The 24,651-nt window shown below is 40.7% G+C and carries 15 protein-coding genes and 3 pseudogenes; all 18 read right to left on the bottom strand.

Features of this window, described 5'->3' with window-relative positions; translation table 11 throughout:
- Positions 1–229: 229 nt before the first annotated feature.
- Entirely contained in the window at positions 230–691 is a 462-nt protein-coding gene (locus D0T53_RS09440) for a hypothetical protein (protein WP_163267211.1), read from the bottom strand.
- A gap of 213 nt (positions 692–904) precedes the next feature.
- Entirely contained in the window at positions 905–2,872 is a 1,968-nt protein-coding gene (locus D0T53_RS09435) for an alpha-L-arabinofuranosidase C-terminal domain-containing protein (RefSeq protein WP_370457812.1), read from the bottom strand.
- Positions 2,873–3,010: 138 nt separating this feature from the next.
- Entirely contained in the window at positions 3,011–3,973 is a 963-nt protein-coding gene (locus tag D0T53_RS09430) for a glycoside hydrolase family 43 protein (RefSeq protein ID WP_163267207.1), read from the bottom strand.
- Positions 3,974–4,006: 33 nt separating this feature from the next.
- Positions 4,007–5,491, bottom strand: a complete 1,485-nt coding sequence (locus D0T53_RS09425) for a glycoside hydrolase family 28 protein (protein WP_163267205.1) — start codon at positions 5,489–5,491, stop codon at positions 4,007–4,009.
- A 13-nt stretch (positions 5,492–5,504) separates the two neighbouring features.
- Entirely contained in the window at positions 5,505–6,197 is a 693-nt protein-coding gene (locus tag D0T53_RS09420) for a GDSL-type esterase/lipase family protein (RefSeq protein WP_163267203.1), read from the bottom strand.
- Between the two features lie 39 nt (positions 6,198–6,236).
- Positions 6,237–7,061, bottom strand: a complete 825-nt coding sequence (locus D0T53_RS09415; protein WP_185152987.1) for a hypothetical protein — start codon at positions 7,059–7,061, stop codon at positions 6,237–6,239.
- A gap of 19 nt (positions 7,062–7,080) precedes the next feature.
- A complete protein-coding gene (locus tag D0T53_RS09410; RefSeq protein WP_163267201.1) occupies positions 7,081–9,240 on the bottom strand; it encodes a DUF4450 domain-containing protein in 2,160 nt (719 codons plus the stop codon).
- A gap of 13 nt (positions 9,241–9,253) precedes the next feature.
- Positions 9,254–10,489, bottom strand: coding sequence for a glycoside hydrolase family 105 protein (locus tag D0T53_RS09405; protein ID WP_163267199.1), 1,236 nt, complete (start codon positions 10,487–10,489; stop codon positions 9,254–9,256).
- Positions 10,490–10,549: 60 nt separating this feature from the next.
- Entirely contained in the window at positions 10,550–11,836 is a 1,287-nt protein-coding gene (locus D0T53_RS09400) for a rhamnogalacturonan acetylesterase (RefSeq protein ID WP_163267196.1), read from the bottom strand.
- 35 nt (positions 11,837–11,871) lie between these two features.
- Entirely contained in the window at positions 11,872–12,186 is a 315-nt protein-coding gene (gene rhaM / locus D0T53_RS09395; RefSeq protein WP_163267194.1) for an L-rhamnose mutarotase, read from the bottom strand.
- Between the two features lie 80 nt (positions 12,187–12,266).
- Positions 12,267–13,001: a rhamnogalacturonan acetylesterase gene (locus tag D0T53_RS13625; protein ID WP_255489427.1), complete on the bottom strand. Its 735-nt coding sequence runs from the start codon at positions 12,999–13,001 to the stop codon at positions 12,267–12,269.
- A gap of 18 nt (positions 13,002–13,019) precedes the next feature.
- Positions 13,020–14,420, bottom strand: a pseudogene (locus D0T53_RS13620) (glycoside hydrolase family 105 protein); the annotation flags it as partial.
- Positions 14,421–14,531: 111 nt separating this feature from the next.
- Positions 14,532–15,770 carry an oligogalacturonate lyase family protein gene (locus D0T53_RS09385; protein WP_163267190.1) on the bottom strand — a complete coding sequence of 413 codons (1,239 nt, stop codon included), beginning with the start codon at positions 15,768–15,770 and terminating at the stop codon, positions 14,532–14,534.
- Between the two features lie 5 nt (positions 15,771–15,775).
- Entirely contained in the window at positions 15,776–17,812 is a 2,037-nt protein-coding gene (locus D0T53_RS09380) for a rhamnogalacturonan lyase (RefSeq protein ID WP_163267188.1), read from the bottom strand.
- A 14-nt stretch (positions 17,813–17,826) separates the two neighbouring features.
- Positions 17,827–19,209 carry a sulfatase-like hydrolase/transferase gene (locus D0T53_RS09375; protein WP_163267186.1) on the bottom strand — a complete coding sequence of 461 codons (1,383 nt, stop codon included), beginning with the start codon at positions 19,207–19,209 and terminating at the stop codon, positions 17,827–17,829.
- Between the two features lie 15 nt (positions 19,210–19,224).
- Positions 19,225–22,050, bottom strand: a complete 2,826-nt coding sequence (locus D0T53_RS09370; protein ID WP_221411520.1) for a glycosyl hydrolase 115 family protein — start codon at positions 22,048–22,050, stop codon at positions 19,225–19,227.
- A 61-nt stretch (positions 22,051–22,111) separates the two neighbouring features.
- Positions 22,112–22,630: pseudogene (locus D0T53_RS13755) on the bottom strand (DUF6250 domain-containing protein); the annotation flags it as partial.
- Positions 22,631–22,768: 138 nt separating this feature from the next.
- A pseudogene (locus D0T53_RS09365) lies at positions 22,769–24,622 on the bottom strand (rhamnogalacturonan lyase); the annotation flags it as partial.
- Positions 24,623–24,651: the final 29 nt, after the last annotated feature.

Below are 24,651 nucleotides of genomic sequence, written 5' to 3'. Positions count from 1 at the left end.
ATTTTTTCTACTGTTTCGGGGGTATACTTAGCCATAATTCTAGTGGTTTTAAATATTAGTTTTTTACTTATAGATAAAACCCTCGAAATTTCCTCGGTAAAATAAAAAAGACTACACAATAATATGGTGTAATCTTCTTACTTTTAAGAGTTATTCTTTACCTGAAATACAAAACCGATTGAGTACAATATTATATAATACTCAATCGGTTTAAATTTCGGATGCTATATTAAAAAGCTCTGATCGATAAGTTTACAGTACCTGTTGCATCTACAGGATAGCGAAATTCAAATAGTGTTATCCACGTAGAACCCGGGTAAAAATTAAAAGAATTTATACCATCTAAAGCTTTATAATCGAAGAAAGAATAACCCTGCGAATCGCCATAAAACAACGTACACGGAGCAGTGCTATTAGCCGAAACAAATAGATATGTAAACGGACTCATCATCACATATCGCTTTCTGAAAACTCTGACACGATTTCCTTCCGAAACACTTCCTACATATTCGATAGGCAAACTTTCTATAGTTCTGTTATTTACATCTTCGTGACCATGGTAAGGTCCAAAATAAGTTACCGGCGGCACATCGCAAGGATTGGTTTTTACATAAGGAGCCGGAAATTGAAAAGCATTGGCAGTTGCTACACTAAGAATAACGGTTAGTAAAACAAAAGAAATCTTTTTCATAACTATAAACTTTTTAAGTTAAATAACCATTAAACGTAGTATAATTTAAGAAAACAAACAAATTTTTATTAAATAAATATTTAGGAAGAAAACTAGTCGCATTTGTATCTCCCTTAAGCTCACCATTTAAAATTACACTTTTTTTATAAAAAAACGCTTGCCGGACATTGCCGACAAGCGTTTTCTATATTATGTATAAATCGAAAAGATCTTTTACTCGCAAATTACCTGATAAACACCAAAAGCTTCGCCTTCGATACTTATAGATACCTGATTGCCATTCAACGTAGCAGTAGTTTTTTGAGGTATAATATTATTGGGGCTATCTAATGTGTTTACAGCCGACATTTCGCCTGCATGCATTTTCACACACTCACCCATTTTAGGTGTTACCTTTTTATTTAAGCCGTTAATATTTACCTTTATATCTTTGGTTTCGGTCGATGTGTTTGCTACTTTTATAATGTAGGCTTTCGTATTTTTATCATATACAGCCGAAGCATAAAGCCCATCCTGACCTTTCAGCGGTTCTTTATTCCATGTAAGCGAAGCTACATTTGTGCCTACATTGTGCCCGTATAGCTGTTGCACATAATAGTTAGGCGTTTTCATCATACGCAAATTATCGAACCAAATCATATCGGGACGCCATTGCCATCCATCTACATGAGCAAATAACGGTGCATAAGTACACATATGTACAATATCGGCATTACGCTCCAAACCTGTCATAAAAGCAGCTTCGCAAAGTGCCGACCTGAAGCTATTTTGTTTTCCTGTCGAATGATCGTGACAAGCATATTCGCCCGCAAATACAGCCGGACCTTTGCGATCGTAATTATCGTAACGACCTGCATTATTCAAAAACCATTTCGGATCTCTATAATAGTGTTCGTCAACAAGGTCTGCTTTCAGCTTTTTCATTTCAGGCCACAAGTAATCAAACTCTTTGCCGTCGGGTCCCGGACCTGAACTTCCGATAATTTTTATTTCGGGATATTTCGCCCGTATAGCTTTCATAAACACGGCTAAACGATCGACATATTCGTGCCCCCATTGCTCATTACCTACGCCTAGGTATTTTAAATTAAATGGAGCCGGATGTCCCATATCGGCACGCAGTTTACCCCATTTGGTATCTGCCGGTCCGTTTGCAAACTCAATCAAATCTAAAGCATCCTGTATATATTCATCCAATGCGTTTACCGGAATATGACATTCTTCCTTTTTATTCTGGTATTGGCACGATAAACCAACATTTATAACAGGCAGCGGTTCTGCTCCCATATCTTCCGACAATAGGAAATACTCATAAAAGCCTAATCCGTATGTCTGAAAATAATCGGGGAAGAAACGGTTTTTAAATGTATAATGCCAACGGTTTTCGTTCAATGGACGGTTCTCTACAGGGCCTACACTTTTTTTCCAATCGTAGCGTGTATCAAGGTCTGTACCTTCAACAATACATCCGCCGGGAAAACGGAACACTCCGGGATTGATATCGGACAAAGCCTGTGCCAAGTCTTTTCTCAAACCGTTTTCGCGTCCTTTCCATGTATCGGTAGGAAATACCGATACGTGATCAAGATAAATATTACCTTTAGTGAGGAAGAATATACGTAAACGTCCTTTCTCGTCTGTTTTTTTAGGAGTAAGAACCACTTCATATTTTTTCCACTCGTTTGATGTTATTTCCAAATCCTGAGAAGCAATAACATCATTTTTTGAATCGAGAAACTGAACATTTATTTTTTGAGGGCTGTTCGATTCAACTGTTTTTGCCCATACCGAGAAACGGTAAGTCTCATCTTTTTTGAATCCCATTCCTCTGAAACCTTCGTTTTCGATTCCTGTATGTTTATGATCGTGACCCGATGCCGAAAGTTTAAGATAAGTAGGGTTATTCTCGAACAATGGACTATCTTTCATAACCTCAACTTTACCGAAAGTGTACCAGCCCAACAAATTTTGAGGAAAATCGAACGAACGGTTTTTTACCATCTCGGCATATAAACCTCCGTCGGCGGCAAAATTTATATCCTCGAAAAATAAGCCATACATTGTTGATTGAATGGGTGCTCCAAGTTTTTTCGCATTTAATGACAATTCATACGAACTTTGTCCATACCCCATCTGTGTGAGGCCTAAAAGGACAGACATTGCAATAAATAGTTTTCTGATTTTCATTTTTGTAAATGTAATAATGGTATTTGATTTACTTTATTTTTCAGTTTAATTAGACAAAAAAATAAGTGTACCGAAGTACACTTACAAATATAATAATATATATCAAATATTTATCTAAAACTTTTGCTAAAGTTACTTTAATGCTTCAAATACACTTTCCGAAACGGTAAAAGCCGTTCCGTGACGTATTCCTTTTGGCATTGATATAGAATCGGATACATCTTCCCACGTTACCATATCTTTCGAACGTATAGCCCCGTATGTATGATTACGATATTTATCGAAATATACATACACATAATCGCCTACCTGAAGCGGAGCAGGACCTTCGGCCCAATAATTACCCGATATAGGATCGGAAACCTTTACCGGAAAATCATAAGGTTTAGAGTTAGATGTTACACGGATATTTTTTTCGGCAGGCTCCGAATTTTCATTCTTCACAAACAAATAATAAACACTGTCTTTTTGCAAAATAGCTCCGTCAATCACACTGAACCCGGGTTCGAAAAATACTTTTGTATCGCTAAAGGTGGCAAAGTCTTTTGTTGTTACATAAAATTGCCTGTGATTTAAACCCTTTTCACTGTTCGAAGTTGGTACCTCGTCAAACATTCCGGGAACCGTAGATGCCCAGAAGATATAAAAAGTCTTATCCTTTTTATCGTAGAATAACTCGGGAGCCCATGTGTTTTTCACACCCTCGAAATTTGCCATTACGGGGATAAACACCTGCTCCGACCAGTTCTTCAAATCCTTCGACGAAGCGTAGCCTATTCCATTATCCCACCAGCTTGTTGTCCAAACCATGTGGAAAGTGCCATCGCCATCCTGAACTATGCTGGGGTCGCGCATATAATTATCTTTTCCTACGGTAGGTTTCAGATAGGACGAATCGTTGTTCAACGCCTCCCATTTCAAACCATCGTGGCTATATGCCAAGTGTAAGCCATCGGCACTGTCTCCCTTAAAATAGGAGAACATATACACCGGCTTTTCCTTTGTTTCTTCTGCATTTTCGGGAGCTTTACTCTTACACGAAATCATTATGCTACATAATAACACTACCGTTATTGTACTAAATAGATGCTTCATAAATATATTTTATTTTAAGTTTCAATTTTTCACTTATTCCGATATATCACTCATTTCCATTTTAAAGCCTTCAACCCCGTCTTTAAGTGTATAAGGTTTTACCCCTGCTTCTATTTTTGCCCGGTAATTAAAAAGACGTACCCCTTGCGCATTTTTTAACCATAACGACGGACGAAAATCGGGATTCTGAAAGCTTATTTGCACATTATTCAGTTCGATGTTACGCACATGGCGTATGAAAAAACCCGATGCAGGAATAGTGCCAAACATCCAAGGTTCGGGATATAAGTTTTCGTTTTCGGGCGGATCAAGCTGCGCGTCTTTTTTAGTTCCACCGCCTTTATATAAAATACGGATATTATTAAAAGACACATCTTCGATGCACTGATCGGGGATACCGCTTATAATACACGAGTAGCGCGAATCGGCATTATAAACATTTACATTACTGATTGTTATACGTCGCATTTTACCTATTGCCGTACCTTTGGGGCTACGCATGCGCGAACCTAAACGTAAAAATATTGGAGCATTTACTATGTCGCGCATTGTTATATTGTCTATCACTATATCTTCGAGCAAACCTCCATCGACTGTTTCGAGAGCCAACCCTCGGCAACGCTCAAACACACAGTTCGATATAGTTATATTACGAAATCCCCCACTCGACTCTGTCCCTAATTTTATACGTCCCGTAACATAACCCTGATCGGGAGCCTGAGGCTCGTAACGTTCAAATGTTCCATCTATAACACTACCTTTGTCGTATCCGCTCACAAAACAATTTGTAATGGTTATATTCTCGGTATCGCGAAAAAAGCCCAGCGCATAACTGCTTTTTAATACAATAGCATCGTCCCAAGGCGAATTAACCGAACAGTCGGAAATGCGAACATTCCGGCAACAGTCAATATCAAAACCATCGCGGTTTGTATCTACCCATACATTATTCAGGGTCATATTATCGACACCCGTTGCCAATAAGGCAAAGTGTCCGCAATTTACCATCTGAATATCTTTTATTATAACATTCTTACACAGTTTAAAACTTACAGCTTTATTACCAACTCCGGGCAAACGGCTCTCTTCGCGGGTCAAACCGCGCCCATCTATACGTCCTTGCCCTACAATGGCTATATTTTCCAGTCCGATGCCCCATATAAGGCTGTTTCTCCAATGGCTATGCCCGAAATCCTGAAACTTGTTGTGCTCGTTATCTTCGGCAATATCATATCCATTAGCTTCCTCAGGGTAAGCAGCCAATAACACACAACCTGCATCGAGATGCAAAGTTATGTTGCTCTTCATCCTGACCGAATAGCTAAGGTATGTTCCCGCAGGCAGAAACACTGTTCCTCCCCCATTTTTAACAGCGGCTTCTATTGCATCGTTGATATATGGCGAGTCTATTTGTTTTCCGTCACCCTTAGCACCATAATCTTTTACGTTATAAACAGCTGCCAGTGCATAACCGAATACGCAAAAAAACACAGCCGAAAATATCAGTCTCTTAATCATATCCGAACATGTATTATTTTCTACAATTACTCTCTATTTGTTCTTTTAATGCTTCGTACATTGCATCTGCAATACGTCGATGCCCTATATCGCCCGGATGAAGCTTATCGTTTGCAGGATAACAATCGTCGCACCCAACAAGTGGCGTATGCAGATCGATCAGTTGGTAGCCACGTTTTTCGGCAACCTTTTTTATTATAGGTATTATTTCTCCTTCCAAAACATCGGCCTGATGTGCCCATCTTTCGCTTGGCACAATAGGAATAGGCAGGCATAAATAAATTTTAGGTTTAGAATCTAACGATTCGAAAACATCGCAAAGATAATTTAAATCAATATCCATATTGCGTGCAAAATTTTCGGAATTCCAAACTTTTGGTTGCGAATCGTTTGTTCCCAATTTTATTGTTACAATATCGGGGCGAAATTCCTGCGCCATGCGGAATTGTTCGGTCTGATCGTATGGTTTGTGCGTTCCCCGACATAGCGTAGCTCCGCTTAAACCAAAATTGCCCACTTCGTACCCGTTGCCCAACATTCGAGTGAGGATACTTACATAACTGTTTTCGGAAGTATTGCTTGCTCCTACTCCATAAGTAATACTATTACCAACACAAGCAATTCTTATAGGTGCTTTTTCCTGTGCAGTTAAATAACTACTGCAAACCAAAAATAAAACGAAGATTATGGATACACGTTTTTTCATGAAATAGATTTAAAAGGTTCAAAAATAAACATTATTTTTTTATTCTTCAGGCGGCATCAGACGAAATGTTTTTAGTAACGAAGCATCGCCATACATTGTATGGTGACTCGACAAATTCCAAAAGCCATCTTTTTCGCCGCCTATGCTATTATCGTAATCAATTACTGCCCAACAAAGACCGATAAGTTTATCGGGATATAATTCCGATTCGACCGATTTATCGGCTCCTACAGGAGAGGCATAATCGAATGGAGTTATGTAAAATTCAAGAATTAGCTTTCCGCTATCCCCTTCTTTAAAATTGTAATTATACGCGTAATCGGAAAAAGGCTTTTCCTTCAACCACTGCTGAGGCCCCCAATACCAGCACCAATCGCCTTTTACAGGAGGCGTATATATATGGTAATTTTGAGCGTGGCGTCCGTGAAACAATTCCCATGCCTGCTCTTTACTCACATTTTTAAAAGGATAAAATTTATCGATGAATGGCCCTCCCGAACGGTCGCCATCAATAACAACCTCAAATATATCGACCATAAGATCTTCTCTCGAAAAAGACCAATAATTATCGTATGCTTCGTACAGAAAATAAATACGGTTAAGCCCGTTAACCCATCCTACTTTTACCGTTACATCAAGAGTCGACTTGTCGGGTTTAGGGTGTTTACCTTCATCTTCAGTCATATCGTCAATAGTCAGAACATAAGATGGAGACACAATATTCCAATCGGAAGTATTACCGTCTATAACCGGAATTCTATTCTGAGGAAAGCAAAATATCTTATATACGGAAGAGTCTTGTTCGGCAAACAACATCGAAAAACAAGATAAAAGACCCCATATACAGATATTTCTCTTCAGCATTTTCTTTGTTGCTTTTCGGTTATTTCATCGTATACTTTACCGTTTGTTCTTCGTCGAACAAGCTGCCAAGCATGTAATAGCTGTAGTCGGCATTCTGATTTTGTTTATAAAAGCAGAAATATTCTTTTTCTTTCTTATTGAGGGGAACAGTTGCAGCCAAAGCAGGAGCATTGGTATCTTTTCCCGAACCGAAAAAAGTGAGAGGTAAATATTGCTCGTAAGCGTCGGACAGCCTTATATCGGAAGAGGCTGGTGTTACCCCCTGCAATACTCTCAACCTCATACTCTCGCCATAATAAACAGTAAAGGCGGTGTGCTCTACACTAAATATATTGTAAAGACAATATTCGGGCATTAAAGAAGGTGTTTCGGATTTACTTAATGCCTGCCCCGAAGCGCCGCCATAAGCCCAGAATAATTGCAATCCGTCGGGAATATTTTCGTTATCCACTTCAATAACAACCCCGTCGGTTTTACTTAACGATATAACCTTAAATGTAAGTTCCCCTTTTTTCAGCAAGGGATCGGATATTGAGTAAACAAGCTGATTATTATCATACTTAACGTTTTTCTTTTCGAAGTCTTTTACCCATTTACTTTTTCCGTTAACAATAACGCCAAAGCGAACATTACCAGCCATTTCGGGCAAGCAGAATCCGAACTCGGGATAATCGGCTGCCATAATCTTAGATGTTGCGTTAACCCCGTTCAGCTCGTAAGCAAATTTTGTTGCAGGCATCGCATTTTCGGGCTGACTTACATTTCTGCTATCCGATATATTTATCTTCGAATTATCTTTCGAACGTATATTAACATTCGACATCGACCAATCGGCAGCAAAAGCCACTTTTCCGGCACTCTCGGCATTCACTTTTATATTAGCCAGATGAAAATTTTTCATTACCGACTTTTTACTTCCCTCCACATTAAGGAAACGTGTAGCGTGCTTAATATTTATATCTGACAGATAAACGTCGTTAAAATAAGGCATACCCTGATCGGTATCTACTTTTTCCAACATTTTTGTCCAATGCTCGGGCAACTCCCGTCCTTCATATTCCTTTGGCAATGCAGAATAGCTATAGGCCGGATGCCAGTTCATTGTGGCTTCGAAAGCTGTTTCTACGTTGTCCATTTCAATATCTTTTATGTAAATATGTTCGGTTGTACCTCCCCTGTTCATTGCCGATTTTAAACGGATACCTACTGTTGTTCCCATAGCTTTTAAGCCGTGTGCAAGTACATAGCGTATTCCGCCCGAAGTTTCGCTTCCACAGGTTATCAGTCCACCGCCGGCACGGGAAATACAATTCCTGATAACAACATATTCTGTCGGACGGTTTACACGCAATCCATCGGCATCGCGCCCCGCTTTCAAACAGAAATTATCATCATTACAATCTATATCACAATTTTCGATCAGAATACGGGATGACGAATCGACGTCCACACCATCGGTGCTTGGTCCATGACCTCCTAAATTATTCTGTACCACAACACCGTCTACCGTGCAATAAGTTGAATATAAAAGTTGTATTGTCCAGAATCCGGCCTGCTGAAAAGTGATATCTTTTACTGTTACATCGGCAGACTCCGAAACAAGTACTGTACGCGGACGTTTGCAATCGTAATCAACAATCCAACGAAGTCCTTTCGACTCGTAATCTTTACGCATAGCCCAATATTTGTCCCAAAATACTTTTCCTTGTGCATGCACAATACCGTCACCGCTTATCATTACGTTTTTTTCGTTCAGTACATTTATCAGTGCCGAAGGCCAACGCATCTCTATTCCGGCTACACGTGTATCTATATCGGGATAATCGGCAATATTTGTACTCCCTAACAAAGTAACACCCTTAGGCACAACTAAATTTACACCCTCTTTTAAGTAAACCGAACCTGTAAGATACTTTCCTTTATCGAAAGTAACGATACCACCTCCGTTTTTGGCGCAAACATCAATTGCATTCTGAATAGCTTTAGTATTCAACGTTTTACCATCAGGCTTAGCTCCGTAATCCGAAACCTTATATACTTTTGTGCCTGCCGGCTGCTTTCTTGCACCAACATCCTTTGCCCACTTAAGATCCGAAACTCTGAACGACGAGTCGGCATGCGAAGCAACGAACGGGAAGAACAGAAGTATAAATGTTATATATAAAATCGTTCGTTTCATAAACTTAACAGATTTACTTTTTCTTATTCAATATCATCATTTCAACTCCGGTATCGATAATCAAACCCAAACCGTGTTTTTCATTATCGCCCACCGGACGATTGTAATAAAAAGCCAGATCGTCGGTTATACCCGTACCTACACATACATTACTAAACCTGCCGTCTTCGGTTATCTGAGTGTTTTTCAACACCTTCCATCCGGCCTGAGCAATACGTTCGTATGCAGGATCGATCCATTTATTATTTAATGCTTTTGCTATTCCGTAAACAAACATTGCTGTTGCCGACGATTCGTCGTACGATTCCGCCTTATCCAATAACTGATTCCACATACCATTTGCATTCTGATAACGCGAAACACCAACTATTTGCTTTTCGAGTAAAGCCAACAATTCGGCACGTTTGTTATGATTTTCGGGCAACACCTCAAGCAAGCGAACCAGCGAAACCATAACCCATCCATTTGCACGTCCCCAAAATGCCACACCATTGCGTTTCATATCAGTATAATAGCAATGATAGAACAGTTCTTTCTCAGGACACCACAAGTAATCTGCTATATTTATTATTTGAAGGGCAGCATCGTCAAAGTATTTCGCTTCGCCTGTTAGTTTTCCCATCTGAGCAAGAAACGATACACTCATGTATACATCGTCAGCCCATACAGTCATTTCGCGAGGGAAAGTACGGCACAAAGTTTTATCGACGAGCCTTATCTGACCATTAAGTACATGGTTTGCAGCATTATCGATATATTTTTTATACTCGGGTTTTGCATCGTATTTATATACTTCTATTACAGCTGCGCCCATTGCCCCACAGTCGTCCAACTCTTTAAAGTTCCACAATTGCCCGAATGGCCAGTGCCAGTGGTTACGATCGTTACGGAAAGTATTCTTGAAATACTTGTAATTGGCAAAACCAAAGCCTACATGATTACGTGCATAATCGATATATTTCTGCTCGTTCAGGTATTTTCCCAAATCTATCATGCTCATATCCAAAACTCCATTCGAATAATGCCATTCGGTAAGCGGGCTTTTAAATTTCACATCTTCGCCTTTTGGTATTTCTTTGGTGCTATTATATGTAACCCCGGTCTTCACGCCTACAAACTGCGTTACCGGTTGTTTTAAAATATTATCGGCTACAGCTCTTATAGCTTCCTCATCGGTGCGTTGTTGTGCAAATACTGACGAAACAGCTAAAGAAAATAGTCCCAGTATTGATATTGAAAGTCGATTCATTTCTTGGTTTCTATTGATTATAATTGTCTGTTGTACTAATAATTACTAAAGCTTGTTGTGTTAATTTCCATCGGGCTTATCCATCGACGAAAATGGTGTTGGCGGAACATTGAACGATTCAAAATCGTCGGGATGAGCCGGATCGAACGGTTTGTAATCTTTTACAAAATATTTTTTCAACGGTATATTATTATCCGCTATTCCCTTCAGTATACATTTCGCTATCTGATAGCCGCCATAATAGTTAAAGTGAGTATTATCGGCTAAAGGCTGATCCTGATTAGGGAAAGTTCCTGCCGGATAATGCACAAATGCTTTTTTAGAGCCTTCAACGCCCCAAGCCTCGTAAAGTACCGCACTCATTTCGTTAAGGTCAATAATAGCAACACCTTCTTCTTTTGCCAATTGCTTCACTGCATTTGGGTACTCGCCATGCGTATTTACGACCTTTCCGTTTTCATCGAAACGGCGACGATGCATCGATGTTACCAATACAGGTATGCCTCCTTTGGCACGAGCCTTGTCTACCATATATTTTAAATCGCTTTTATAGCTTAAGTAAGGCCCCTTTCCTTCGCCTTTTTGTTTCTGGTCGTTGTGCCCAAATTCGATGAACAGATAATCGCCTTTTTTCATCATTGACAGAAGCTTGGCAAAACGTAACGAACTGACAAACGTATTTGCAGCCAAACCCGATTCGGCATAATTAGCTATCGCAACTTTCGAATTGAAAAAACGAGGAAAAGCCTGTCCCCATCCGCACCAAGGCTCGTTAGCTTCGTCTACGACAGTAGAATTGCCCGCTAAAAACACAGTGATGAGATTATCGGCTTTCTTTACCTCTATTTTTGCCACCGATGGGTTTTCTCCGTTAAACTCAAGAGTTAACTTATCGTCCCAGATAAGTTTTCCTTTTTCCCTGTCTTTAATTTTTACGTTCTCGGTATCGTTTATTATGATGTTGCGTATGTTTACCGCAAAAGTCCGTGTAACAAATTCTCCTTTTTTTGTTTTTACGTTTTCGAGCATCAACCTGCGCGACTCCGATTTTACAGTAGTACAGGCTTCAGCATCTGCCGATCCTAAAGTTACTGTTACCACAAAGTTACCTTCGGGCACATCAAACGAAAAAAAGAATGGTTTTCCATCGCCGGCAACGGTATTCAGATCGTAACCGAACCACTGACCTTCGCCATAAATTGTGGCATTTGTAACAGGAAAAACTCCTCTCTTTAATTCTCCGACTGTAACCTTACCTGTAAAATCGAATTTATACCCAAAGGCATGTAAATTGCATGCTCCTGCAAAAAACACTAGAAGAGAAAATATACAGCAAACTTTCTTCATTATTTTTTCTTTGATTTTTTCTTATTATTACACAATCAATCCATGTGAAAAACTTCCTGCAACGGAATAGATACAGGCGAGTTATCGGGGTTTGTTTCCATTATATCCGCCATATAAGCCCACCATTTAGCTACAATAGGATTACTACCCATATCTTGCGACGACCCATCGCCACTCACTATTTGGTAAGCATACAGAACGTTGGTTTCTTTATCCCAAAAGATGGTATAATCCGAAACACCGTTATCTTTTAGCAATTGCCTTAACTCCGGCCATATTTCATTGTGTCTTTTTTCGTACTCAGCCTCGTAGCCGGGCTTTAAGAACATTTTAAACGCTTCTCTTCTCATAACTTCCTATATTTAAAGATTCACTTTTATTACTTATGCTTTAAGTTTATTACAACAGCTTTGCGCCTGTCGCACACTAATTATTTTATCAAATACTTATTCAACGAAAAATCGCCCATAGCTTTCAAGGCCTCAACCAACGATTCGCAATTCATTATTGCACCTTCGTAATTGGTGTGTACTGTATCCATAAACAGTTTACGCGCTTTTTCTTCGCCCATGGCATCGCATTTATCGCACGACAACTTATTCAGGTCAATAAAACTTACACCTTCCTGATCGGCTACTTCTTTCGCCCACTTTGCATACGCCTGATCCTGACGCATTATCTTGCCATCGTTCCAACGGTTGTTCGGTGTTGGCGACACAACCACAGGTATTGCGCCCATAGCTTTTGCCTGACGAATATACAATCTGAGATAATGTCCGTAAGTATATACAGTTTCGGGACCACCTGTACGCTCCATAATCACGGTTTGAGACTCGTTGCCCACACCTTTAAGCGAAGCTCTTGCCCTGCCTGTATTCAGCGGGCCTCCATCGTTATGCCCGAATTGCATAAACACATAATCGCCTTTTTTTAACCCCGGACGCACCTTATCCCACAAACCTTCGGTAAAGAACGAACGGCTACTGCGTCCGCCTAAAGCAAAGTTTTCGACAGTAATACGTGTTGAATCGATAAATTGTTGGAAGAAACTTCCCCAACCCCATTGACCATTGCTGCCATCGCCTCTTCCGTTTTTAACAGTCGAATCGCCGATAAGGAATAATATCGGGGCATTTTCATCAACCCTTGTTTCGCCTGCCTGCATTTCGCCCGGACGTGTAGAGTCGTTCATCCCGAATATCGGGGCATTTGTGCGCTGTTCTGTTGTATAGAACTGAACAGCACTATCGTTCATTTTAGGATAAAATTTCTTCATCAGGTTTATCATCTCTGCCCCTGCCAACAACACAGGCCCATAACCATGTGCAGCATATACATTTACAGGACGATAGTAATAAAAAGCCGGATCGAAAGCCATACCTGTGCCCACACATGTACCTTCAACCTGCCCTTCTTTGTTCACTTTTGTCGATACCGCATTCCAGCCTAATGTTGCCACAGGTCCGTATGCCAAAGGATTTAACCATCCTTTGTTTATGCCGCGTGCTATACAATAAACATAAATTGCTGTTGCCGATGTTTCGAGGTACGAATCGTTTTTGTCCAGCAATTGATGCCAGAACCCTTCGCCCGACTGGCAAGCCGCCAATCCTTTAACATGCGCTTTATACAGTTCCAATATTTTTACCCTGTCAGGATGGCTTTGTGGCAATACATCCAAAACTTCGGTCATAGTAAGTAATGCCCAACCATTTGCACGCCCCCAGAAGAAAGCAGGATGATCGTCCATCGACTCTACCCAGCCGTGCATAAACAGCCCTTTTTCTTTCACAAACATGCGGTCGGCAAACTGTTTTATCTGTTTTGCCGCTTCGTTGTAATACTTGCGTTCGTTGGTAAGTTTTCCCATTTGCACAATTGCTGGGATGCTCATGTACATATCGTCGAGCCACAAAGTATTGTATTGCGGACGTTTACGGGCAAATGTACCATCATCCAGACGATACTCGCTATACATGATATAATTCATGTAATTATCTATAACAGGACGCAGATCGAAATCCGGTTTTGTTTGCGCATATTTTATCATTGCCGCACACATAGCCCCTGCATCGTCCAAAGCATGAGGAGTAAGAAGTTGCTTCATCTGCGGATCAATAACCCCGTAATCGTTCATAAGACGTCTGAAATGCGGAGCTACTTCCGACAGCAATTTAAAACGGCTATCCACATAATCGGAATAGCGTGTATCGCCTGTTGCATTTGCAGCCTCCATCATCCCCGAATAAGTTACACCCCATTCGTAACTAGCCAAACGGAAGCCTCCCCGTTCCAGCTGCGAGTTCTGATCGAGTTTTTCGTAATCGGTTATTTCTTTTCCATTGTTTTTATCAACCACCCTTGCCGGCGTAGTTTTATCGAGGTATATTAAAACCCTATCGAGTGTTTCTTTTACATTACTTTCCGATATTACCCCGTAAGGAACTTTATAGTCGGGAGCGAGTAAATGAAGAGGAGTATTTGAATCGTTAACAACCTCTTTCTTATTTTTCTGAGAGAATACTGAAAATGTTCCCGCAAACAGAAAAAACGCAAGTGCTATTTTTAAACCTAATTTAGTCATTACATATTTTATTACGTTACAAAGAAATATTCTTCAAACAAAGAAATACATAGAAAATCATATATAAATATAGAAAATCATTCACTATACACAGAATGACATACCTTTGTATTATTTGTATACATACCCCGGTATATTAATAATCATAAGGTCGAGCTTCTCGCCATCGCTTACGCATCCCGACTGAATAAGCACCCTTTTATTATCGGGACTGAAAGAGGGGTGTGTATGGTCGGGCTTCATTACATGATTTGCCGTTAACAAATGCCGCTCGCCCGTCAAACAATTAACGAGATAAACCTCGCCCTCGAAATTATCGACAGTTGCCCATTTACCATCCGATGTACCGCCACAATGCCAGAACCCCGAACCATAATCCAGCTGTCCAAGACTTTGCAATTCGTTGGTACGAACATTTATACGGAACAAACCCGAAGGCTTTGCCCTTAAACGAGGCAAATGCCCCATTATAAGAAAGTAGACATTATCTTTATCAACCCATGCCTCGTGCGTTACCCAATCGTTACTATTCTCCTCGTATAAAGGACGGTTGCCTGTTCCGTCGGCATTCACAATCCACATACGCTGCGGAGCATCGCCTCCCGTTTCCTGACAATAAAGTATCTCTCCTTTAACAAAAGGGTTTGCCTGTACATGCCCCATCGTGAACGGAACATCTATTATTGTGGATATTTTTCCGGTTTTCAGGTCTATTGCCCGTAAGCCCGAAGGAACCTGCTTTATGCGATATTGCGAATCGTCTCCTTCATATTCGTTTTTTGCACCTACACGTTTAACTCCCACATAGGCAAATGTTTCGTCTGCGTCAAGGCTAAAACCGCCCGACTCTATCAGGTTATCGGGAAGATCGGTTATCTCACGTTCGTAGGCCGACTTATCTTTAACCGTTTTAGCAAAGCTATCTTTTAATAACGAATCGAGATTTAGTTCTATAAGTGTCTTTCTGCCATCTGTTTTACGAAAAAAATACAGTTTATTAGACAGTCTGGCTACATTAAGGCTACCTGTTCCCGTTCCTTCTCCATCGGTTAGCTGGATAATATCGCCCGTAATTTCATTCACAGCAAAAGCCTGTCCGTTTCCATCGGAAGAACGATCGGAAGAGCGGAATATGATATACTTACCATCGGAAGTCCATTGCGGATGAGTCGGGTATAGCTTCATGTCATTGGTTTGACTGCCTGTCAGTACCGTAACAGGCACGCCCGTAACTTTATCTATCATATAATATTTCTCGGACGGAAATATTTTGCCGATATCGGAAGCTAAAGCTGCTGTACTTAGCAACATTAATAATACAAAACCAGATATTAGAGAACGAACTTTCATGCTTTTCACTGATTTAAGGTTACATACACATAATCGTTAAACTTATACCCCCTGAATATTACCTCAAGTTCTATCTTTGTTTTCTTACCCAACGGTATATCATCAGTCGTTATCTCGCGCGTACGGGTATCACCCCCTACCGACCATTTATAACTATCGTAATTCATTCCGGCATCCAGAGTCACACTACTACCCTGAATAACAATATCTTTTTCGGGAAAACATTTACCCAAATCCGCACCAAAATAAAATCCGGGCTGTGTTGGCTGATTATACGATACGTTTTGAGTGGCAATACTTATGCGGTAAACCGGATCTTCCAGAAATGTGTGAAAACGGTAATCGGTAGGATGAGTGGATACATATAACCTCAGATTTTCGTTATCTTCGGTACGGAATAACACCTCTTCGCGCCAATCGCCTAATATATCGCCTTGTAAACAGGGATTCGATTTTGTTCCGTTGTTCCACACACGTCCTTCTACCGAAAATATAACTTCTGCCCGTCCTGTTTCGTAGTCGTATTTGGAGATGCGATTTTTATCGAGCAATTCGCGTAATAAATCGCCATCCCACCAGCAAGCCATATTTACAGGTATACGTGGACGCGGATTTATTACCTCGCCCTTTATATTAAGTAAGCCTCCCGAAGCAAGCGACCACATTTCTACTCCCCGATGATTGGGATCTATATCGGCAGCCATACACCGCCCCACATCGTCGCCTGACGGTATCTGAAATATTATTTCTCCTGTTGCTGCATCCCTGAATGTAGACCCGTCGCGATGATTCTCGTGACAATCCCACACCTGTATCCCTTCACGCTTCGGGTCGAAAACGGTCATGTGTATAGCATCGCCATGCCCCAAACGTGTTGTATACAATCCTGTTCCATCATTATTTATAGTACACGATCCATACACTATTTCGTCGCAGCCATCGCCGTCAACATCGCCAACCCGTAAGTTATGATTCCCCTGACCGGCATATCCTTCGTTACCCGGTTCGTCCGAATCAAATACCCAACGTTTTGTCAGTTCTTTTCCGTTCCAGTCGTAAGCAGCCAGAACCGTGCGTGTATAATAGCCCCTACACATAACAACACTTGGGTTTACACCATCCAGATAAGCTATACAGGCTAGATAACGATCTAATCTGTTGCCATAAGTATCGCCCCATGCTCCAACATCGCCTCTTGGCGGATAATAATCGGTTGTATACAGGTTTTCGCCTGTTAGCCCGCTGAATACTGTCAGAAATTCAGGACCTTCAAGAATATATCCTCTCTGATTTTTATAATTCGCTTCAACATCTCCTATAACCTTACCTTTACCATCAATGGTTCCGTCGGCTGTTTTCATTACAATCTCGGCTTTGCCATCGCCATCCAGATCGTATACCATAAATTGTGTGTAATGAGCTCCCGCACGAATGTTAGGTCCCATATCTATTCGCCACAGCTTAGTTCCATCCAGTTTATAACAGTCGAAATAAACATTGCCTGTAAATCCCCAATGCGAGTTATCGTGAGCATTCGACGGATCCCATTTCAATATTATCTCATATTCGCCGTCGCCGTCAACATCGCCTATACTGGCATCGTTTGCATTATAACGATACGGACGCCCCTGAGGCTCAACACCTTCTTCTGGCACATCCAATGGAATATTTATATACCCAACAGGTGCATTTTGGGGTAATGTATAAGATTGACTGCCTGTTTCCTTTTTGTTAACAACAGCCTTTACTGTATAAGATAAAGCTTTGCTTATATTAGTTTTATCCTCAAAAAAGGTTACATTTTCAATTGGTTTCTTATTTATTTTTTTACCGTTCCGGTATATATTGAAGGTTGTATTAATAGGATCGGACGACAAATACCGCCATGTAATAAAATTAGTGGCTTCGTCTTTTTTTACAACAACAAGCCCCCTGCCCAGTTTTTCTCTCTTCAGTTTCGAATAGTCGTAACCGGGCTGAGCATAAGCTTTGCATTGCAAACCAGAAAATAGTATTATGATTATTACAATAAAATTTTTCATAGAACATGTTTATTTTAAAATACAGGCCAATTCTCCGATTTCACATGAGCATCTATCATATAGCCTGCCATCACTTTCACTATATCAGGATATTCATGTGCAACATTTTTAGCCTCCGACACATCCGATTTAAGGTTATATAATTCAAATTCTTTTGTTACATTCTGACGGATAAGTTTCCAATCGCCCCACCTTACGGCCTGCGATACTCCTTCTTTTGGGTACTGTTCCCAATAGAGATAACGTTCGTCGGGATTCAAACTGTCAGGGCTCTTTACTTCGGGATAAATACTTAATCCGTCGCCCTGCAATGTTGTGTACGAACCGGTCATATCTACCAAAGTGCTCATCATATCGGGGAAATAACATGGATAAGATGATACCTTTCCGGCATTTTGCCTATCGGGCAAGCGAACAATAAGCGGCACGCGTATACCACCTTCGTATAAATCGCCTTTCCAGCCATGCAAGTTTCCGTTTAGTTTTAGCTTCTCGGTCTTTGCAGCCTTTGCACCACCATTATCCGAGGCAAATATTACTATCGTATTTTTATCTAAACCCTGCTTCTTCAATTCTTCAAGAACCGTACCAATGCATTCATCCATGTGCGTAATTAGTGCTGCATACGATTTATCGTTATCCGACAAATCCATATCCTTATAATCGCCCCACGACTTTGCATCGAGCGGAACGTGCGGTGCATTGTATGCCAAATAGAGAAAGAATGGATTGTTTTTATTTCTGCGAATAAAATCGAGAGCTTCGATAGTTGCCCTATCAGTATTATGATCTATCCGCTTATCGTTCAGGTTATCTTCAATAACATACTCTTCCCTGTTACGATAACGAATATATGGATAGTAATTATGACTGTTAGGTTCGTGAATCATCCATCCGTAAAATTCGTCAAATCCTCTGTCCAACGGACCTGCTTCGGGATTAAAACCGTCGAGATGCCATTTATTAACCAAACATGTACGATAACCATTATTCGATAAAACATTTGCAACAGTAGAATCCTGTGGCAGCAAATTTATGCGCCTTACCGTTCCTATTCCTTCACGTTCGCCAACTATACCACCCACACGGCACATATTACCCCTGATACGGGTATGTCCGGTATGCAGTCCGGTCATTAAACAACAACGCGAAGGAGACGACACACTGGCTCCTGCATAGCAATCGGTAAAAGAAACTCCATCGCTAGCCAGATTATCGATATTAGGCGTACGTATAATTTTGTTACCGTAACAGCCCAAATCGCCATATCCCATATCGTCTGCCAATATAAAAACCACATTTGGTTTATCGGTATCAGCAGCCAATACCGAGGTTGGCAAAGCAAACGCAAAAGCCGACGATACAAGACTTGTTACACGGTATACTCTTTTTTTCATAGTTTATGTGCTTTTTTAATTTCCCGCAGGCACTTCGTAAAACATCCGCTCTTTATCGAAATCGAGCATAACCTGATCGAGTATTATACCTCTATCCAGCGCATAGATTTTAATCGTATGTTTACCCGGTTTATCAAATACGTGAATAGATTCGTTCACTGCCTGATTACGAAGTACATTTACTTTCCATGGTTCGCTTCTGAATTTTGTTTTTAACGATACAATCTTAGGTGCAGCTCCGTCAACAGATATAGCAAAACGAAGATCTTCGTCCACAGGATGATTCGGCACTAAGCAGGTTCTCAGAACCGCATCGCCTGCACTAACTGTATATAATTCGAATACCAGTGCATTTTCCTCCCCTTTTTTCAGCTCTACGGCGGCATTGCTATGCCCCAAACCGTTTATAAGTGTATGTTTCGATTTATCCAGATTAACACCATCTTTCGCATTAAGAGCTATCATTCCTTTTGTTTCGATAGCTATAGGCTGATTTCTGTTAATAGCACCAACTTTTACAGTATAGTTTACTCCATTAACATTTAACACACAAGTATCTATTGCTTTTTCGGTTAAAACCATTGTCCAATCTACCGAAAACAACAAGCGTTTTTCGGCATTCAAGCCTGTTAAATCTTCTTTTACTGTCAACCAATCGGGCTTTTGATTAACTGACCATTTAACAGGAAGATTGCCTTTCAGCAAAAGGCTTATGAAGGATTTATTATCCTGTGCCCTGACAAAGTCAGGAAGCTTTATTTCTTTAGTTTCTTCCAGAGGCATTTCCTGACCTTCGCCCCATACTAATATTTCAGCCGACTCGTTTGTCACAACAGGTTCGGGCAATTCGCTCTCCTGAAATACTGCAAGATTACGAGGCTTCATATCCATAAAACGGTTCCATTTTCCGTTAACTATACCCCCGTTATATTTTTTGGTTAACTCGCCAATTTTCGAATATGCATCTCTGCTTTTTGCCGCATATTCGTTTGCTACAAGCAATCCATAACGGGCATACAAGCGGGCTTTTTGTGCATAAAGCAGTTTTTTGTTCATTTCGGCAGAAGCTAATACTGGATATTCTACCAATTGAAAATATGCGGCTTCGTTTTCGGGTTTTATACTCTTTTTTATTTCGATTACTTTCTCGGCTATAGCCATATAGGCATCTAAGCGTTTTTTTATTTCGTCGTTAAACTCGTACGGATTAAATTCGGTATCAACAACCGGAGTTTTACCCCCTTTGATAGCTGAATGCTCTTCAACCCTACTCCACCCCATAAATTCGGGTTTACGTACTGAAGCCAAGCGATAATACTCGTCCATCACTTTCGAGATATCTTCCGAAACATTATCTCCGAAATCCCGCTGATAGAACGCCGATGGATGAGACGATGCATTTTCGGCACTGAACATATCGATATTCCACGCCATATCCATAAATAGCTCAATGTTATATTCGGCTGGCTTAATGTCTCCCACATTCAGAATCCATAATTTTCGGGCATTATTGTTCCATGCATTTTTCATCTGCCAATATATTTGCGCAGGTTGTGTTGAACTCAGCCATAAATAATCGTGAGGTCGTCCCCAATAAGAAATATGGTAATAAACACCGCTTCCGCCTTTACGTTTTTGTTCTGCTTCGTTACTCAAACGGGTTATATATCCGTAATTATCGTCGCACCAAACAAGCGTAACATCGTCAGGGAGAGGTAAATTATTATCGTAAACCTCTAATACTTCCTTATACGGAATAAACGCCTGCGGAACATCCGAAATATTTTTGTTTACATATTTTTCAAGCAGCAAGCGTTGGTCTTTTATAGCCTGATCCAAAACCGTAGTTTGTTCATCCAATGTCTTCGCGCCTTCCATTTTTCCATCGTGAACTCCACGCATACCTATCGTATAGAAGTTTTCGGATTTGCCGACTTCCAAAAGCCTTTCGGCCCAATAATTCTGAATTGTATTCTTATTAGTAAGGTAGTTATATTCGCCATACTTATTTTTATCCCATTCGCCCGCATTATTCCGCATAAGAGGTTCGCAATGCGATGTACCAATTACAATTCCATATTTATCGGCCATTTGTTGATTACCGGACACAAAATAGAATGGAATAGTACACTCGTGCATAGCCGGCCATAAAGTATTAGCCCTTAACCGAAGTAACAATTCGAATATTTTACCATATGTTTCAGGTCCTATTCGCCCCTTATCGCCTTCCGGTTCAAAAGTTTTACTGCTCCAAGGCATCAAGCCCCAATCTTCGTCGTTAAGAAAAATCCCCCTATACTGAACCGATGGTTGTTGATAAGTAAAGAAATCGTCAGGAATTGATATCTTCGACTGCTTTGCCGGCACTACATCCGCCCACCATTCCCAAGGAGAAACCCCAATCGTCCTCGACAATTCCAATATGCCGTAAGCAGTACCTCTTCGGTCGCTACCCAAAACCAGTAATCGGCTCTTTCCATCGTGGTTTATAACCTGTATTTGGAAAGCCTCCCATTTTCCGTTTATTTTATCGACCGATATCTTCCGGTCTTTTATCAATTTATCCACCAGAGGGCTTTTACCTACAGTACCAACAATTACTGATGTATTACTATTAATAGCCCGTACATGCGACGGTTTTACCCCCGATACTTTTTCGATATCAGATAAAAACAAATCTATTGCCGTCTGTACAACAACATCTTCATTTTTATCGGAAAATACCACAGTAGAAGCCTGTTCGTTTACCAAATAAACAGGTGCTGCCTGTGTAAATAAAACACATCCAAACACCATGAGGAATAATGCAGTTTTTTTCATAGTAGCAAAAATAACAGTCATTTAACTCTTTGAAAATGCACATTTGTACATATTAATGTAATTATGTGCTAAAATATCAAATTTAGTACACTTTGAAATCGGTTAACCTTATGCGTGACTGAGTTGTACGAAAACCGAACCAACCCGATGTATAAGGACTATCGTCTTGGAAATCGACAATCAATTCTCCATTAATATAGTATTTGATATACCGCCCTTTACATACAATTTTTATATCGTACCAATGGTTGGGCTTTAACAGATGATCTTCATCAGTATATTCAGTTATAACATCGGGACGTACTTTGTTTGCTTCAAACGAATCGAAATCGCCATTATATTTTCTGAACCTTGTGGTTGTATTACTATTTCCGCCATAACCCAAATAATACATATTAAGACTGTAGTATCGCCCAAATACACCGTTCCGCCATTCTGCCCTACGATGAATATCATCAGGATGCAGAGGGTCGCCGGCCATCCAGAAACAATTAAGATCGCTAAGCCTGTCGCCCTTCAATCCTTCATCCATTACGCATGCTTTATACGAAATTTCAAGATCACCCGTATACTTCTCATTCCGCCATAGAGTAAAGCCTTTAGGAGCTGAAATTTCGAGCGTATCGCTAAACAATTTAAGTTTATAATCAGGCGATTCGACTGTCCAGAATATATTAAATAACTCATTGGTAAACCCCGATTGAGACAACAACCATTTTTTAGATTCCTCCATCATATCAAAATCGGGATGAGGTGGCTGATTATATGCTACATTTTGCCACGCTATAGCCATACGATACTGATGATTGTGCATAAGTGTGGGCATACGGTATATTGAAGGAATAGTAGTTGAGTAGATCCGTAATTCGCTGTTATCGGGTGTTCGCCAAATAATTTCTTCACGCCAATCGCCAAACAGGTCAGCTTGCAAACAAGGGTTTGCCTTTGTCCAGTTATTAGAAACTACCCCTTCGGCTCGAAAAAGGGTTTCTGTTTTTTGCTCAAGCCAGTTCCACTTCGATACCGTTGTTTTATCCAATAATTCGCGCAAAGGATCGGCATCCCACCAAATAGCAAAATTGCAGGAATTAGGCACCTTGTCATATATCTCTTTACCGGTATCGCTTCTCCTTAGTCCCCCCGGACCACCCCAACATTCTGCACCATCATATCTTGGGTCTATATCAGCAGCCAATCCGCGTCCAACATCTACACCGGGATAATGGCTCCAGATAATTTCTCCGCTATTTCCGTCAAACAGTGCTATTCCGGGAGTATTTAAATTGAGCGTACGCCCTTCGCTCTCGTGTACTCCGTAAACTTCCAATCCCTGACGCGAAGGGATTAAATTACCTGCATGTAAAGCGTCGCCATGCCTCAATCCGGTTGTGAACAATCCTTGCCCATCGTGGTCTACAGTCATAGCACCTACACACACCTCGTCAAAACCATCGCCGTCAAAATCGGCAACAGTAACCGAATGATTACCCATACCCGAATATCCTTCCCATTGAGGGTCGGACGAATCGAACACCCATCTCGACTGTAATTTTCCATCCTTAAAATCCCACGCTGCGAGAACTGTCCGGCCATACCATCCCCTGACCATTACTGCACTCGGGCTATCGCCTCCCAGATGTGCAACACATGCCGAAAAGCGGTCGGAACGCCCTCCCGTGGAGTCGTTTCCGCCATTTCCACCTATACCACCCCAGCTATTCAAGGGATAACGAGTAGGAATATATTCTACAGTCGACAGGTTTCGCCCTGTCTTTCCGTCAAAAACAGTCAGATATTCAATCCCGTCTACAATTTTTCCGTAAGTAGGGCTATCTTTATCCATTGTCCGCCAATCGGCATTACCATCTCCAATAATATTCCCCAGCCCATCAATAGTACCATTGCCCGTTTTACAAATCATTTCTGATTTTCCGTCACCATCGAAGTCATAAACAAGAAACTGGGTATATGCTGCACCCGAACGAATATTCTTTCCCAAATCTATACGCCACAACCTTTTGCCGTTCAGTTTATAAGCATCGATGTATGTATTACCTGTAAATCCTTTTTGCGGAGGACGTTTACTATTTGTCGGCTCCCATTTCAGTATTATTTCATATTCCCCGTCACCATCCAAATCGCCCACACTTGCATCATTTGCCGTATAATCGAAGCTTTCGCCTTCAACAACTCCACCTTCAGGCTTTTGTATCGGCACTGACAAATAAGGGCTAAGAGCCGCATTAGCTTTTATCCTATAACTTGCAATAATTTTTCCCTCTGAATTTTTTAAATACCATGTATTATTCTTCGTAAAATCTACTGCTTTATCTACAAAATCGGATGTTTGGATTATCGGGGCGGCATTCAGTTTAAAGGAATGATCATTTTCGACCTGCCTGAACACATCAAAAGCTACAGACCTGTTATCATCGATAAACATCCGCCATCCCATATAAACAGACGTGCTATCTATGGGCATTACAATAAAGCCTCTGTCCAGAACCTCATAGGCATATATCACACCCGTACTACTCCACAAAAGCAGAACAAAGAAAACCACATTAAAAAGCAGCTTCTGAAAATTTTTCATACTACAATCAGCGTTTGGATTAAAACAAT

It is taken from the genome of Dysgonomonas sp. 216, assembly GCF_010501065.1.
Taxonomy (GTDB): domain Bacteria; phylum Bacteroidota; class Bacteroidia; order Bacteroidales; family Dysgonomonadaceae; genus QVMM01.
Note: the sequence above shows the minus strand (reverse complement) of the source record. Positions and strands in the feature narration are given on the sequence as shown.

Coding starts and splice junctions, on each gene's coding strand:
- D0T53_RS09370 (WP_221411520.1), bottom strand. CDS start 22,050: ATGACTGTTATTTTTGCTACTATGAAAAAAACTGCATTATTCCTCATG.
- D0T53_RS09375 (WP_163267186.1), bottom strand. CDS start 19,209: ATGAAAAAAAGAGTATACCGTGTAACAAGTCTTGTATCGTCGGCTTTT.
- D0T53_RS09385 (WP_163267190.1), bottom strand. CDS start 15,770: ATGAAAGTTCGTTCTCTAATATCTGGTTTTGTATTATTAATGTTGCTA.
- D0T53_RS09405 (WP_163267199.1), bottom strand. CDS start 10,489: ATGAATCGACTTTCAATATCAATACTGGGACTATTTTCTTTAGCTGTT.
- D0T53_RS09400 (WP_163267196.1), bottom strand. CDS start 11,836: ATGAAGAAAGTTTGCTGTATATTTTCTCTTCTAGTGTTTTTTGCAGGA.
- D0T53_RS09430 (WP_163267207.1), bottom strand. CDS start 3,973: ATGAAGCATCTATTTAGTACAATAACGGTAGTGTTATTATGTAGCATA.
- rhaM (WP_163267194.1), bottom strand. CDS start 12,186: ATGAGAAGAGAAGCGTTTAAAATGTTCTTAAAGCCCGGCTACGAGGCT.
- D0T53_RS09440 (WP_163267211.1), bottom strand. CDS start 691: ATGAAAAAGATTTCTTTTGTTTTACTAACCGTTATTCTTAGTGTAGCA.
- D0T53_RS09420 (WP_163267203.1), bottom strand. CDS start 6,197: ATGAAAAAACGTGTATCCATAATCTTCGTTTTATTTTTGGTTTGCAGT.
- D0T53_RS09415 (WP_185152987.1), bottom strand. CDS start 7,061: ATGCTGAAGAGAAATATCTGTATATGGGGTCTTTTATCTTGTTTTTCG.
- D0T53_RS09410 (WP_163267201.1), bottom strand. CDS start 9,240: ATGAAACGAACGATTTTATATATAACATTTATACTTCTGTTCTTCCCG.
- D0T53_RS09425 (WP_163267205.1), bottom strand. CDS start 5,491: ATGATTAAGAGACTGATATTTTCGGCTGTGTTTTTTTGCGTATTCGGT.
- D0T53_RS13625 (WP_255489427.1), bottom strand. CDS start 13,001: ATGCAGGCAGGCGAAACAAGGGTTGATGAAAATGCCCCGATATTATTC.
- D0T53_RS09380 (WP_163267188.1), bottom strand. CDS start 17,812: ATGAAAAATTTTATTGTAATAATCATAATACTATTTTCTGGTTTGCAA.